Origin of the sequence: Mesorhizobium kowhaii, from assembly GCF_003253745.1 — a bacterium.
Classification (GTDB): domain Bacteria; phylum Pseudomonadota; class Alphaproteobacteria; order Rhizobiales; family Rhizobiaceae; genus Mesorhizobium; species Mesorhizobium kowhaii.
Genome location: NZ_MZXV01000032.1, coordinates 661117 through 674899 on the forward strand (window position 1 = coordinate 661117; position 13783 = coordinate 674899).

A 13783-nucleotide genomic window follows, 5' to 3' on the forward strand; every position below is an offset into this window, starting at 1 on the left:
GGTCTCCTAACAGGAGCAGAAAGCCGTGTTGACCACCACAGATGACCTTCGGGTCAAGGAAATCAGGGAATTGAGTACGCCGGACCAGGTGATGCGGGAGATACCGCGCACGCTGACGGCGACGCGCACCGTTACCGCGTCGCGCAATGCGATACACGCTATTTTGAATGGTACCGACGATCGACTGCTGGTCATCGTCGGTCCGTGTTCGATCCACGATCCAGTCGCTGCGGTGGACTATGCCAGCCGTCTGGCGGCGCTGCGCGAGAGCCTGTCGGCCCGGCTCGAGATCGTGATGCGGGTTTATTTCGAGAAGCCGCGCACGACGGTCGGCTGGAAGGGGCTGATCAACGATCCCGACCTCGACGGCAGCTTCAACATCGACAAGGGGCTGCGGATGGCGCGCAACGTGCTCTCCGCCGTCAACAATCTCGGCCTGCCGGCGGCGACTGAATTCCTCGACATGACCACGCCGCAATACATCGCCGATCTCGTCGCCTGGGGCGCCATCGGCGCGCGCACGACCGAGAGCCAGATCCACCGCGAGCTCGCTTCCGGTCTGTCGTGCCCGGTCGGCTTCAAGAACGGCACCGACGGCAATCTGCGGATCGCCGCCGAGGCGGTCAAATCCGCCGCGCAGCCGCATCATTTCATGGCGGTGACCAAGGGCGGACGCAGTGGCATCGCGACGACCACCGGCAATGAGGACTGCCACGTCATCCTGCGCGGCGGCATCGCGCCCAATTATGATGCACCGAGCGTCGAGGCCGCCAGCGTGGAACTCGCCCGCATCGGCGTGGCCCCACGGCTGATGATCGATGTCAGCCACGCCAACAGCTCGAAGAAGCCCGAGAACCAGCCCAAGGTGGCGGCTGATGTCGCGGGCCAGGTCGCGGCGGGCGACGAGCGCATCATCGGCGTCATGATCGAGAGCAATCTCGTCGCCGGGCGGCAGGACGTGGTGCCCGGCAAGCCGCTCGTCTACGGCCAGAGCATCACCGATGGCTGCATCGACTGGGCGACCACCGGGACGGTGCTGCACGGCCTTGCCGGCGCCGTCGAGTGGCGCCGCTCAGTGCGCCGCGCCATGATGGACAGCAGGCAGGGAGCCGCCTGACGCAGTTGGCGATGCAGCGAGGACAAGGCGGCGTTTCCTCACGCCGCCTTCAAACCTTGCCAGGCGGTCAGCACCGACACCGCAACCAGAAGCAGTCCGGCCGCCCGGCCGGCAAATGCGGTCGCCCGTGGATTGGCGACCAGGAGATTGCGGCTGCGCCCGGCTGATATGGCGAGCCCGCCATAGACGGCAAATTGTACGACGATCGTCATCAATCCCATGATGGCCGCCTGCATCCAGATCGGACCGTAAGCCGGCCTCAGAAATTGCGGATAGACCGCAAAGACAAAGAGATAGGCTTTGGGATTGATCAGGCAGATCACCAGCCCCTGGCGAAACGCCTTCCATGCGGAGCGGCTGCCGGCAGGCCCCTCCTGGCCGACCTTGATTGAGCTGCGCATCAGCGTCAGGCCGATAAAGGCCATGTAGGCAGCGCCGGCAATCAGCAGCGGATTGTAGAGGATCGGGACGAAGTGCATCAGTAGGCCGACGCCGACAGCGCCGTTCAGCGTATGCACCATGCCGCCCAGCATGATGCCGCCTGTCGCGGCAAGCCCTCTGTTGCCGCCACCGGTCAGCGCATTGGCAAGCACGAAAAGCATGTCCATGCCGGGCACGATGATGATGCCGAACAGGAGGAGGAAGAACAGCCAGAGATTTTCCGCATAATTCATGTCAGTTGCCTGTCGCCTCGCCCGGCCAAGCCGCCGAGGAATGTGTTGCTTTTCAATTCGATAGGCGATCGTATAGGTCAGCCCAACTGACGATGTAGTGTCAGTTGTGATCGGAGCGGTGAGGAAATGCGCAAGGCGTCACGGCTGTTCGAGATCATCCAGATCGTGCGGCTGGCGAGGCAACCGGTGACGGCGGCCATGATGGCCGAAAAGCTGGAAGTGACGGTGCGCTCTGTCTATCGCGATATTGCCGCTTTGCAGGCGATGCGCGTGCCGATCGAGGGCGGGCGCGGCATCGGCTATATCCTGCGCCCCGGCTTCGACCTGCCGCCGCTGATGTTTTCGATCGAGGAGATGGAGGCGATCGTTCTGTCGCTCGCGCTGCTGGAGCGCACGGGGGACAGCGAGCTCAAGCAGGCGGCCAAGCGCGTCAGCGCCAAGATCGCCGGCGCGGTGCCGCCGCCCTTGCGCCAGACGTTCGATGCCAATGCGTTGCATGCGTGGGGGTTCGCCGCGCCCTCGGTCGGCGCTGTCGATCTGGCGCTGGTGCGCCGCGCCATCCGCGACGAGGAGAAACTCGACCTGTCCTATCGCGACGAACTTGGCCGCGCCTCCGAGCGCCTGATCCGCCCGATCGCCCTCATCTACTACGCCGAAACCGCCAACATCGTCGCCTGGTGCGAGCTACGCCAGGCGATCCGCAATTTTCGCAGCGACCGGATCGAGGATTGCCAGGCGACGGGGCTGCGATTCAAGGGCGAAGGCGACCGATTGCGGCAGGTCTGGGTAAACGGATGGGAGACGAACGCCTCGGCCGCAGGCGGCTGAGGCCCGCGAAGCGCATGCCGGAAACCCATGCCAGGCGAGGAACTACCTCACATCCACCCAGCGCTTTTCCTCGAACGAGCGCGCCATCGCGTGCACGGTGCGCTCGATCTCGAGCCCTTCGGCAAACTCGATGACCCGCGCCGGCTTGCCGGCAAGCCGCTTCAGCAGCTCGTGGCATTCGATGATCTTGAGATCGTTGAAGCCGAGGCCATGGCCGGGCGCCGGCAGGAAGGCGTCGTAGGGTTTGTGGTGCGGCGCCACCAGGATGGTGCGATAGCCCTGTTCGGTCGGGCGATCGGCGGTGAGATAGAGCTGGAATTCATTCATCCGCTCCTGGTCGAACAGGATCGATCCCTTCGAGCCGAATATCTGGATGGCGATGCGGCCCTTGCGGCCCCAGGCCGAACGATTGACCAGCAACGTGCCGGCGATGCCGTTTTCCAGATGCATCAGCACGCTAGCGATGTCGTAGGTCTCCACCGCGCGGCGCCCGCCGGCCGCGAGCTTGCGGTCGGCATAGGGTTTTGCCATGTCGCAGATGACGCTGGCGACGCGGCCGAACAACACGGAGACCAGCGACAGCGGATGCACGGCGAAATCGTCGAGCGCGCCATAGCCGGAAGCCGCTTCGTGCTTCCAGAAGAACAGCGCCTCCGGGTCGGCCATGAAGTCCTCGTCCATCTCGATGCGCAGATGGTTGACCTCGCCGATGACCTTCTCGTCGAGCAGCGCGCCGATGTGACGGATGGCCGGGCTCTGGATGTAGTTGTAGCCGAGTGCGGCGACCTTGCCTGACTTTTTCGCCGCCGCGGCCATGGCTTCGGCCTCGGTGAAGCTCGGCGCCATCGGCTTTTCGCACCACAGATGCTTGCCGGCCTCGAGGATGGCGATGGCCATTTCCGGATGGAACTGGTTGGGCGTGGTCAGCGAGACGATATCGACGTCCGGGTCGTTGACGACGGCGCGCCAGTCGCCGGATGCCTTGGCAAAGCCGAACTCGCCCGCCTTGCGCCTGGCGAGGTCCTCATTGACCTCGCCAAGATGGACGAGCCGTGGCTTGGCCACGTCGGGAAAGACGGCACCGACGGCACTCCATGCAATGGCGTGACACTTGCCCATGAAACCCGTGCCGATGAGACCGACGCCGACCATTTTCCGTTCCTCCACTGCCTGAAGCGTTGCGTGGATGAATTAGTCCATTTTCTCTTGGAATGGAATGTCTGCCTCATTTTTTATGGCGTTCTTGCGCAGGCTCGCTATGATGGGGCAGAGAGGGTACCCATAGATGAGCCTGGACAGAGCGACGATGGACGAACGGGTACCTCGCGACTTCGAGACGCTGCGCGCCACCATCCTGGACCGGCGCGAAAGCCTCCCGAAGCGCATCGCCCAGATCGCCGCCTATGCGCTCGACAATCCCGACGATATCGCCTTCGGCACCGCCGCAAGCATTGCCGCTTCGGCCGGCGTGCAGCCGTCGACCCTGATCCGTTTTGCCCAACAGCTTGGCTTCGATGGTTTCACCAGCCTGCAGCAGGTGTTCCGCGAGCGGCTGCGCGAGCGCAACTCGTCCTATGACGAACGCCTGCAAGCCCTGCGCGCCAAGGCTGAGGGCGGCGCCGGCCACAGGTCGATCTTCGACGGCTTCGTCGCCGCCGCCAGCACCTCGCTCAACGATATTTCGCGCACGCTGGATGACGCGCATCTGGAAGACGCGATTTCCCTGCTGGCAAAGGCAGAGACCATCTACGTGCTGGCCAAGCGCCGTTCCTATCCGGTGGCGTCCTACATCGCCTATGCGCTGGGCAAGCTGAAGATCCGCAACCAGCTGATCGAATCGGCCGCCGGGCTGAACGCCGAGATGATCGCATTCGCCACGCCGGCGGATGCCGTCATTGCCATCAGCTTCTCGCCCTACGCGCCGGCCACCATCGATGAGGCGCGCAGCATTTCGGAACAGGGCGTGCCGATCGTCGCCATCACCGACAGCTCGTTTTCGCCGCTTGCCCAGTTCGCCCGGGTCTGGTTCGAGGTTGCCGAAGCCGATTTCGCCGGCTTCCGCTCGCTGTCGGCGACGATGGCGCTGGCCATGTCGCTGACCGTCGGCGTCGGCGAGAAGCGGCGCAGTACGGGCAAGAAGCGCAAGGCCTAGCAGGCCTTCTTTGTTCTTTGACCACGATCTTTTTCGAAACCGGCGGCCACTTTTCGGGATCATGCTCGGGCAATTTTAGAACGGGGAACGCTCATTCCATATTGACTATGGATTGGAATTATTATTTCATATTCCCGGCGCCACGCTGCCGCTCGCGCGTGTACCCCAAAACAACAAGGCCGACGGGAGGTTCCAATGAGCGAAGCCGTGGACGCGAAACAGGCGCCGCTCGACGTCATCACCATCGGTCGTGCTTCCGTCGACCTTTACGGCCAGCAGATCGGCTCGCGGCTGGAGGACATCACCTCGTTTGCCAAGTCGGTCGGCGGCTGCCCGGCCAACATTTCGGTCGGCACGGCGAGGCTCGGCCTGCGCTCGGCGCTGCTCACCCGCGTCGGCGACGAGCAGATGGGCCGCTTCATCCGCGAACAGCTTAAGCGCGAAGGCGTTTGCGTCGACGGGCTGAAAACCGACAAGGAGAGACTGACCGCGCTGGTGCTGCTGTCGGTCGAGGATGAAGGCGTTTCGCCGATGATCTTCTACCGCTCGGACTGCGCCGACATGGCGCTGGCGCCGGAAGACGTCGACGAAGCCTTCGTCGCCTCGGCGCGCGCCATCGTCGTCACCGGCACGCATTTTTCCCGCCCCAACAGCGATGCCGCCCAGCGCAAGGCGATCCGCATCATCAAGGCCAAGGGCGGCAAGGTGGTGTTCGACATCGACTATCGGCCGAATCTGTGGGGTCTCGCCGGCCATGCCGAAGGGTTCGAGCGCTATGTCAAATCGGACCGGGTCTCGGCCCAGTTGAAGACGGTGCTGCCCGATTGCGACCTGATCGTCGGCACCGAAGAAGAGATCATGATCGCGTCGGGTGCCGACGATTGCCTGAGCGCGCTGAAGACGATCCGCTCGCTGTCTTCGGCGACCATCGTTCTAAAGCGCGGCGCCATGGGCTGCATCGTCTATGACGGGCCGATCAGCGACGATCTGGAAGACGGCGTCGTCGGCAAGGGTTTTCCGATCGAAATCTACAATGTTCTCGGCGCCGGCGACGCCTTCATGTCCGGCTTCCTGCGCGGCTGGCTGGGTGGGGAAGACCATGCGACGGCGGCGACCTGGGCCAATGCCTGCGGCGCCTTCGCCGTGTCGCGGCTGCTCTGCGCGCCGGAATATCCGACCTTCGAGGAATTGCAGTTCTTCCTCAAGAACGGCAGCAAGCATCTCGCCTTGCGCAAGGACGAGGCGATCAACCACATCCATTGGGCGACCACTCGTCGCCGCGACGTGCCCTCGCTGATGGCGCTCGCCTGCGACCATCGCATCCAGCTCGAGGATGTGGCGGCGAAGGCCGGTGCTGATCCCGCACGCATCCGCGATTTCAAGGTTCTGGCGGTCAAGGCGGCGGCGAAGGTTGCCGCCGGCCGCGACGGCTACGGCATGCTGATCGACGAGAAGCATGGCCGCGAGGCGATGTTCGAATTCGCCCGCCATCCCTTCGCCTGGCTCGGGCGGCCAGTCGAATTGCCGGGATCGCGGCCGCTGCGTTTCGAGTTCTCGCAGGACATCGGCTCGCAACTCGTCGAATGGCCGGTCGACCACTGCATCAAGTGCCTGTGCTTCTATCACCCCGACGATCCGGCGGCCTTGAAGGAAGAGCAGCAGCAAAAGCTGCGCGCGCTGTTCGAGGCCGCGCGGAAAGTAGGCCGAGAACTTCTCGTCGAGATCATCGCCGGCAAGCATGGCAAGCTCGACGACACGACGATCCCACGCGCGCTGGAGGAACTCTATGCGCTCGGCATCAAGCCCGACTGGTGGAAGCTCGAACCGCAGGCTTCGGCAGCGGCGTGGGCCAAGATCGAAGCGGTGATCCTGAAGCACGATCCGTGGTGCCGGGGCGTCGTGCTGCTTGGCCTGGAAGCGCCGCAGGACGAGCTGGAAGCGGCTTTTGCCGCGACCGCCAAGGCGCCCATCGTCAAGGGGTTTGCCGTCGGCCGCACCATCTTCGTCCACGCGGCCGAACAATGGCTGGCCGGCAAGATGTCGGATGACGAGGCGATCGCCGACATGGCGTCGCGCTTCGAACAGCTGACCGAAGCGTGGCTTGCCGCGCGCGGCCGCAAAGCAGCATAAGAAGGCGCGGCATAAGGACTGCGGAGGAAAATACCATGAGCAAGACAATCCGCCTGACGATGGCGCAGGCGCTGACCCGCTTTCTCAGCAAGCAGATGACCCAGATCGACGGCAAGACCATGCCGATCTTCGGCGGCGTCTGGGCGATCTTCGGCCACGGCAATGTCGCGGGCATCGGCGAAGCACTCTATCAGGTGCGCGACGAACTGCCGACCTTCCGCGCCCACAACGAACAGGCGATGGCGCATGCGGCGATCGCCTATGCCAAGGCCAATTTCCGCCGCCGTTTCATGGCCGCGACTTCGTCGATCGGCCCCGGCGCGCTCAACATGGTGACGGCGGCGGCATTGGCTCACGTCAATCGGCTGCCGGTGCTGTTTCTGCCCGGCGATGTCTTCGCCAACCGCATCCCCGATCCGGTGCTGCAGCAGGCGGAGGATTTCTCCGACGGCACCGCTACGGTCAATGACTGCTTCCGTCCGGTGTCTCGGTACTTCGACCGCATCACGCGGCCCGAACAGATCATCCCGGCGCTGAACCGCGCGATGCAGGTGCTGACCGATCCGGCCGATTGCGGCCCGGTGACGCTGTCGCTGTGCCAGGACGTGCAGGCCGAAGCCTATGACTATCCCGAGAGCTTCTTTGCCGAGCGCGTCTGGCACCAGCGCCGGCCGCGCCCGGACCGCCACGAGCTTGCCGCCGCGGTGGCGGCGCTCAAGGGGGCGAAAAAGCCGCTGGTGATCGCCGGCGGCGGCGTGCTTTATTCGCAGGCCTCGGATGAGCTGGCGAAATTCGTACAGGGCGCCGGCGTTCCGGTCTGCGAGACGCAAGGCGGCAAATCCTCGCTGCCGGACGACCATCCGCTCAACATGGCGGCGGTCGGAGTCACCGGCACCTCGGCCGCCAACCGGCTGGCCGAAGAAGCCGATGTCGTGCTGGCCATCGGTACGCGGCTGCAGGATTTCACCACCGGCTCGTGGGCGCTGTTCAAGAATTCCGGCAAGACCATCATTGGGCTCAACGTGCAGCCTTTCGACGCCGGCAAGCACAGGGCGCTGCCACTGGTCGCCGATGCGGCCGAGGGGCTCGCCGAACTCGGCGCGGCGCTGAAGGGCTGGAAAGCACCGGCAAGCTGGACCAACAATGCGGCCACCGGCAAGAAGGCCTGGCAGGCCGAGGCGGCCAAGGTGACGGCGTCGACCAACGCCGCCTATCCTTCCGACGCCCAAGTGATCGGCGCCGTGCAGCGCGCGCTGGGATCCGGCGTGACGCTGCTGCATGCCGCCGGCGGCCTGCCCGGCGAATTGCACAAGCTCTGGCAAGCAGGCGCGCCCGGCTCCTACCACGCCGAATACGGCTTCTCGACCATGGGCTACGAGATCGCCGGCGGGCTCGGCGCCAAGATGGCGAAGCCAAACGAGGAGGTCGTCGTCATGATCGGCGACGGCTCCTATCTGATGCTGAATTCCGAGATCGCCACCTCGGTGATGCTCGGCCTCAAGCTGACCATCGTGCTGCTCGACAACCGCGGTTATGGCTGCATCAACCGGCTGCAGATGGCGACCGGTGGCGCCAACTTCAACAATCTCCTGAAGGACTCGCGCCACGAGATCCTGCCCGATATCGACTTCGCCGCGCATGCGGCGAGCATGGGGGCGATTGCCGAGAAAGTACCGTCGATCGCCGGGCTGGAAAATGCCCTGGAAAAGGCAAGGAAGAACAACCGCACCACCGTGCTGGTCATCGACACCGATCCGCTGGTTTCGACCGACGCCGGTGGCCATTGGTGGGATGTCGCGGTGCCGGAGGTCTCGGCGCGAGCCCAAGTGAATGCGGCGCGCAAGGCCTATGACGAGAAGCGGCAGATGCAAACCATTGGCGATTGATGCCAACTCTGCCTTGAATTGAAATGACCGGGCGAACCCGGTCCGAATGGCCTGAAACTGGAGTGACGACTTGAAAGCCAAACTGGGCATGTCCCCCATTGCGTGGTGGAACGACGATCTTGCGGAACTCAGCGATGACGTGTCGCTGGAAGAGTGTTTGCGCCAGTCGCGCTCGGCCGGTTTCACCGGCATGGAGATGGGCCGGCGGTTTCCCAACGATCCCGATGTCATGCTGCCGATCCTCAAAAAGGCCGACGTGACGCTGTGCGGCGGCTGGTTCTCGGGCACGCTGGTCGATGGGGAGATGGCTGACAACAAGGATCGCATCCAGCCGATGATCGATCTGTTCAAGGCGGTGAACGCGCCTTGCATCGTCTATGGCGAGGTCGGCCGCTCGATCCAGGGCGACCGTTCGAAGCCGCTCGCCACCAAGCCGAAGCTGTCGGACGACGAGATGAAGGCCTATGCGAAACGCCTCACCGAGTTCGGCGAATGGTGCGCGGAACAAGGCATGCCGCTTTCCTATCATCACCACATGGCGGCGGTGGTCGAGACCGAGCCGGAGCTCGATGCCTTCATGCATTATTCCGGAGCCGGCATTCCGCTGCTGCTCGATGCCGGACATCTGGCCTTTGCCGGCGGCGATGTCCTGCGCGCCATCGACAAACACCACGCGCGCATCAGCCATGTGCATGTGAAGGACGTGCGCATGGGCGTGATCGACAAGCTCGATCGCAGCAAGCAGTCCTTCCTCGACGCCGTGGCGCTGGGCGCCTTTACGGTGCCGGGTGACGGCTCGCTGGATTTCGGTGCCATCGTGCAGCGGTTCGCCGACCATGGCTATGAGGGCTGGTTCGTGGTCGAAGCCGAGCAGGATCCGAAAAAGAACCCGCCGCTCAAGATGGCTGAGGTCGGCCACAAGGAACTGATGCGGGTGATGACGGCGGCCGGCTATACGGTCGAGACACAAGGTTTCCCCAATGCCTAGGGCTTCCCCAATACCCAGGGCTTTGCCAATGCCTGACGCGCTGGTTCTCGGCGAAGCCGGGTTGCTGTAGGTTGACCGGATGAAAGATTCCGAGCACCCATTCTTCCGGCCTTTGTGGCGGCGCGTCGCTGTCGTCGCCGTCTGCGTCATCTGGTCGATCATCGAATTCGCCACCGGCACGCCGTTCTGGGGCGTGATCGCGCTCGGCTTCGCCGGCTACGCCGTCTGGCAGTTCTTCTATCTCTACAAACCGGCCGACGAGAGCAAGGCAACGACCGAGGCCGAACCGAAGGAGTAACCCGGATGTCGAAACTGCTGGTGAAGGCCGACAAGGGCCATGGCCGCGTCGCCCATGTGACGCCGCAAATCGCAGGCTGGACCTATGTCGGTTTCGACCTGCATCGGCTGAAGCCCGGCGAAAGCGCCTCGGGAAAGACGGACGATCGCGAGGTCTGTCTGGTGTTCGTCACTGGCAAGGGCAACGCGACGGCGGGCGGCAAGGACCTCGGCCTGCTCGGTGAGCGCATGTCGCCCTTCGAAGGCAAACCCTGGTCGGTCTATGTGCCCGAGGGATCGGACTGGTCGGTTACGGCAGACACCGAGCTGGAACTCGCGGCCTGCTCGGCGCCAGGCCTCGGCGGCGGTCTGGCGGTGCGCGTGATCAGACCCGACGATCTCGGCCAGGAGGTGCGCGGCAAGGGCACCAACACGCGCTACGTCACCAACATCCTGCCGGAAGGCAAGCCGGCCGATTCACTGCTGGTGGTCGAGGTCATCACGCCCGGCGGTCACACGTCGAGCTACCCGCCGCACAAGCACGACCAGGACAATCTGCCGGCCGAATCCTATCTCGAGGAAACCTATTATCATCGCCTCAACCCGCCGCAGGGCTTTGCCTTCCAGCGCGTCTACACCGACGCCGACAAGAACGGCCACCGGGCGCTGGACGAAGCCATGGCGATCGAGGATGGCGATGTCGTGCTGGTGCCCAAGGGTTATCATCCCTGCGCCGCCTGCCATGGCTATGACCTCTATTATCTCAACGTGATGGCCGGACCGAAGCGAACGTGGAAATTCCACAACGCGCCCGAGCACGAATGGTTGATGAAAGCCTAATCGGTCATGCCTTTCGGATGAAGCTATTGGTCCAGCTTGGAAAAATCGTCGGCTAAGGACCGCCTGGGTCGATTTGCCTTCGAAAACCCTTCAAAGCTTCGTCAATCCGTCATGGAAATCACCTATGGCAACGGGGCCAGTGCATGTCGCCCAAAAGTGTGCAGCGGTTTTGGGATGACGACATGCGAAAAACAAAGACTTAAAGCGCGTCGCACCATCTCTTCAAACGCGGCGCGCTTTAACGAGGACTTCTCATGCGCTACGCCATCTATTTCACCCCCCGGCAGGACGAGCCGCTGGCGCGGATCGCCGCCAACTGGCTGGGCCGCGACCCGTTTGGTGCCGCGACTAGGCCGGTGGAGGCAGTGGCTGATCTGTCGGCGGCGGAAGTCGCCTTCCACACTGCTTCGGCGCGGCGCTACGGTTTTCACGCGACGCTGAAAGCCCCCTTCAGGCTGGCTGCCAACGAGACGGAGGCCTCGCTGCGCGCCGCGCTCGACCATTTTGCCGAAGCAACGCCGGTGGTGACGATCCCGCGCCTTGTCCTCAGCCAGATCGACAGCTTCTTTGCGCTGGTGCCGGAAGGACCGCTGCCTCCGCTCAACCGCTTCGCCGATGATGTCGTGCTCGGCTTCGACCGGTTTCGCGCGCCGTTGACCGAGGCGGAGATCGAGCGGCGCAGCCCGGATTCGCTGAAGCCGGCCGAATTCCGCAATCTCTGCCAATGGGGCTATCCCTATGTCTTCGAGACCTTTCGCTTCCACATGACGCTGTCCGGCCGGGCGGGGCCACAGGAAAGCCCTCGTCTTCGCCTAGCAATCGACAGCCTGTTCGCGGAGGTGCTGCAACAGCCGGTGCTGGTGGATGCGCTGACGCTGTTTGTCGAAACCGAGCCGGGCGCACCGTTCATGGTGCTGTCCCATCGCGCGCTCGGGCGCCGCCCTGCCAGAAAAACTGCCTGAATAACCCTGCCGGAACAACCCCAACCGGAATAAGCAAGGACTGCCTGAAATGACCGCCGAAACTGTTCTGACCAACGCGCGCATCGTGCTTGCCGACGAGATCGTCGAGGGTTCGCTGGTGCTACGCGACGGCTTTATCGCCGGCATCGATGCCGGCACCGGCCACACCGGCGGGAACATGGCCGGCGAGGACATGGGCGGCGACTACATCATTCCCGGGCTGGTCGAACTCCACACCGACCATCTCGAAGGCCATTACGCGCCGCGGCCGAAGGTGCGCTGGAACCCGATCGCCGCCGTGCTCGCCCATGACGCGCAAGTGGCGACCGCCGGCATCACCACCGTGCTCGATGCCCTGCGCGTTGGCATGGACGAGGACGCCGACCTGACATCGGACGATATCCGCAAGCTGACCGACGCGATCGAGGACAGTGTCCAGCAGGATCGTCTGCGGGCCGACCATTTCATCCATCTGCGGTGCGAGGTTTCGGCGCCGGACTGCCTCAAGGCCTTCGCCAATTTCGACGGCGACGAGCGGGTCAAGCTGGCATCGCTGATGGACCACGCGCCCGGCCAGCGCCAGTTCGTCAATCTCGAGACCTATGCCTATTACTACCAGCGCAAGCTGAAATTGACCGACCGCGACTTCAAGCTTTTCTGCGAAAAGCGGATGGGGGAATCGGCCGAGAATTCGAGACCGAACCGTGCGGTGATCGCTGCCGCCTGCCATGAGCGCGGCATCGTGCTGGCCAGCCATGACGACGCCACCGTTGGCCATGTCGACGAGGCGATCGAACAAGGCGTGCGCGTCGCCGAGTTCCCGACCACGGAGGAAGCCGCCAGGGCCTCGAAACAGGCCGGGCTCGGCGTGTTGATGGGTGCTCCCAACGTCATGCGCGGCGCCTCTCATTCGGGCAATGTCTCGGCCCGCACGCTGGCCAGAGACGGGCTGCTCGACATCTTGTCGTCCGACTATATTCCTTTCAGCCTGATCCAGTCTGCGTTCTTCCTCGGCGACGTTGTCGAAGGCATTTCGCTGCCGCAGGCGGTCGCCATGGTCTCGAAGAACCCGGCCGAAGCAGTTGGCCTGACCGACCGCGGCATCATCGAGCAGGGCCGCCGCGCCGATCTGGTGCGCGTGCGTGTCGACGACCATGTTCCGGTCGTGCGCACGGTCTGGCGGCAGGGACGCCGGGTCGCATGATGGTGTCGGCGTTGATCGAGCGTGAATTGTCCGCCGAGACGTTTCCGATCCGCGACGGCGTCTTCGTCGCCGTCGTCGGCCCAAGCGGCGCCGGCAAGGATACGGTGATCGGCTATGCCCGCGCCCGTTTTGCCGACGAGACCCGGCTGGAGTTCGTTCGCCGCGTCATCACCAGGCCGAGCGATGCCGCGAGCGAGGATCACGACACGCTGGCCGACGCCGCCTTCGTCGAAGCCGAAGCCGATGGCGCCTTCGCCATCTCCTGGGAGGCGCATGGCTTGCGTTATGGCATCCCGGCCGATGTCGACTGGTCGGTCGCCAATGGCCGTGTCGCGGTGGCGAACGTGTCGCGTGCGATCATCCCGGTCCTGCGCGAGCGCTATGCCAATCTGGCGATCGTCGAGATTACCGCCTCGCCGGACGTGCTGGCCGAGCGGCTGGCGATGCGCGGCCGCGAGTCACGCGGCGAGGTGCTGGCGCGACTGGCGCGCAGCGCCAATGTGACCTTGTCCGGACCTGATGTCACCTCGATCGACAACAGCGGCCCGCGTGAGGCGGCCGGCGAGCGTTTCGCCGAGGTGCTGCGCAAGGCGATGGCCTTTTCGGACATGTCGGGCTTGATTTAGAGCCAATTGGCGCTTCATTTGCTTTTTCGCTGACGCCGGAGCGCTGTGTGGTGCTGACCGCATCATGATTCTGGACCGCGATCCGGGACGTGGAAATGAT

At 64.1% G+C, this 13783-nt stretch carries 13 protein-coding genes; 11 read left to right on the forward strand and 2 right to left on the reverse strand.

The window, feature by feature from the left end:
* The first annotated feature begins 25 nt into the window (after positions 1-25).
* Positions 26-1117, forward strand: a complete 1092-nt coding sequence (locus B5V02_RS16010; protein WP_111545083.1) for a 3-deoxy-7-phosphoheptulonate synthase — start codon at positions 26-28, stop codon at positions 1115-1117.
* 38 nt (positions 1118-1155) lie between these two features.
* Here B5V02_RS16010 and B5V02_RS16015 read toward each other — a convergent pair whose 3' ends face one another.
* On the reverse strand, positions 1156-1791 hold the full coding sequence (locus B5V02_RS16015) for a LysE family translocator (protein ID WP_111545084.1): 636 nt from the start codon (positions 1789-1791) through the stop codon (positions 1156-1158).
* Positions 1792-1917: 126 nt separating this feature from the next.
* On the opposite strand from B5V02_RS16015, the gene B5V02_RS16020 reads away from it, so the two are divergent.
* Entirely contained in the window at positions 1918-2619 is a 702-nt protein-coding gene (locus tag B5V02_RS16020) for a helix-turn-helix transcriptional regulator (protein ID WP_111545085.1), read from the forward strand.
* Between the two features lie 42 nt (positions 2620-2661).
* Here B5V02_RS16020 and B5V02_RS16025 read toward each other — a convergent pair whose 3' ends face one another.
* Positions 2662-3771, reverse strand: a complete 1110-nt coding sequence (locus B5V02_RS16025; RefSeq protein ID WP_111545086.1) for a Gfo/Idh/MocA family protein — start codon at positions 3769-3771, stop codon at positions 2662-2664.
* A 154-nt stretch (positions 3772-3925) separates the two neighbouring features.
* On the opposite strand from B5V02_RS16025, the gene B5V02_RS16030 reads away from it, so the two are divergent.
* From B5V02_RS16030 to phnN, 9 genes are all read left to right on the forward strand, one after another.
* Positions 3926-4771: a MurR/RpiR family transcriptional regulator gene (locus B5V02_RS16030; protein WP_167458532.1), complete on the forward strand. Its 846-nt coding sequence runs from the start codon at positions 3926-3928 to the stop codon at positions 4769-4771.
* Positions 4772-4966: 195 nt separating this feature from the next.
* Complete coding sequence (locus B5V02_RS16035) at positions 4967-6901, forward strand: bifunctional 5-dehydro-2-deoxygluconokinase/5-dehydro-2-deoxyphosphogluconate aldolase (protein ID WP_111545088.1); 1935 nt, start codon at positions 4967-4969, stop codon at positions 6899-6901.
* Between the two features lie 35 nt (positions 6902-6936).
* Positions 6937-8787: a 3D-(3,5/4)-trihydroxycyclohexane-1,2-dione acylhydrolase (decyclizing) gene (gene iolD / locus B5V02_RS16040; protein WP_111545089.1), complete on the forward strand. Its 1851-nt coding sequence runs from the start codon at positions 6937-6939 to the stop codon at positions 8785-8787.
* Positions 8788-8857: 70 nt separating this feature from the next.
* Positions 8858-9775, forward strand: coding sequence for a myo-inosose-2 dehydratase (gene iolE, locus B5V02_RS16045; RefSeq protein ID WP_111545090.1), 918 nt, complete (start codon positions 8858-8860; stop codon positions 9773-9775).
* 79 nt (positions 9776-9854) lie between these two features.
* Complete coding sequence (locus B5V02_RS16050; protein ID WP_111545091.1) at positions 9855-10073, forward strand: DUF3329 domain-containing protein; 219 nt, start codon at positions 9855-9857, stop codon at positions 10071-10073.
* Positions 10074-10078: 5 nt separating this feature from the next.
* Positions 10079-10891: a 5-deoxy-glucuronate isomerase gene (gene iolB, locus B5V02_RS16055; RefSeq protein WP_111545092.1), complete on the forward strand. Its 813-nt coding sequence runs from the start codon at positions 10079-10081 to the stop codon at positions 10889-10891.
* A 254-nt stretch (positions 10892-11145) separates the two neighbouring features.
* A complete protein-coding gene (locus B5V02_RS16060) occupies positions 11146-11853 on the forward strand; it encodes a DUF1045 domain-containing protein (RefSeq protein WP_111545093.1) in 708 nt (235 codons plus the stop codon).
* Between the two features lie 49 nt (positions 11854-11902).
* A complete protein-coding gene (locus B5V02_RS16065) occupies positions 11903-13057 on the forward strand; it encodes an alpha-D-ribose 1-methylphosphonate 5-triphosphate diphosphatase (protein WP_111545094.1) in 1155 nt (384 codons plus the stop codon).
* On the forward strand, positions 13054-13683 hold the full coding sequence (gene phnN, locus B5V02_RS16070; RefSeq protein ID WP_167458510.1) for a phosphonate metabolism protein/1,5-bisphosphokinase (PRPP-forming) PhnN: 630 nt from the start codon (positions 13054-13056) through the stop codon (positions 13681-13683). The genes B5V02_RS16065 and phnN overlap by 4 nt, the downstream gene beginning before the upstream one ends.
* Positions 13684-13783: the final 100 nt, after the last annotated feature.

Excerpts from the sequence above, each read along its gene's own strand:
- B5V02_RS16015 (WP_111545084.1), bottom strand. The coding sequence starts at position 1,791 with ATGAATTATGCGGAAAATCTCTGGCTGTTCTTCCTCCTCCTGTTCGGC.
- B5V02_RS16020 (WP_111545085.1), top strand. The coding sequence starts at position 1,918 with ATGCGCAAGGCGTCACGGCTGTTCGAGATCATCCAGATCGTGCGGCTG.
- B5V02_RS16025 (WP_111545086.1), bottom strand. The coding sequence starts at position 3,771 with ATGGTCGGCGTCGGTCTCATCGGCACGGGTTTCATGGGCAAGTGTCAC.
- B5V02_RS16030 (WP_167458532.1), top strand. The coding sequence starts at position 3,926 with ATGGACGAACGGGTACCTCGCGACTTCGAGACGCTGCGCGCCACCATC.
- B5V02_RS16035 (WP_111545088.1), top strand. The coding sequence starts at position 4,967 with ATGAGCGAAGCCGTGGACGCGAAACAGGCGCCGCTCGACGTCATCACC.
- iolD (WP_111545089.1), top strand. The coding sequence starts at position 6,937 with ATGAGCAAGACAATCCGCCTGACGATGGCGCAGGCGCTGACCCGCTTT.
- B5V02_RS16050 (WP_111545091.1), top strand. The coding sequence starts at position 9,855 with ATGAAAGATTCCGAGCACCCATTCTTCCGGCCTTTGTGGCGGCGCGTC.
- iolB (WP_111545092.1), top strand. The coding sequence starts at position 10,079 with ATGTCGAAACTGCTGGTGAAGGCCGACAAGGGCCATGGCCGCGTCGCC.
- B5V02_RS16060 (WP_111545093.1), top strand. The coding sequence starts at position 11,146 with ATGCGCTACGCCATCTATTTCACCCCCCGGCAGGACGAGCCGCTGGCG.
- B5V02_RS16065 (WP_111545094.1), top strand. The coding sequence starts at position 11,903 with ATGACCGCCGAAACTGTTCTGACCAACGCGCGCATCGTGCTTGCCGAC.
- phnN (WP_167458510.1), top strand. The coding sequence starts at position 13,054 with ATGATGGTGTCGGCGTTGATCGAGCGTGAATTGTCCGCCGAGACGTTT.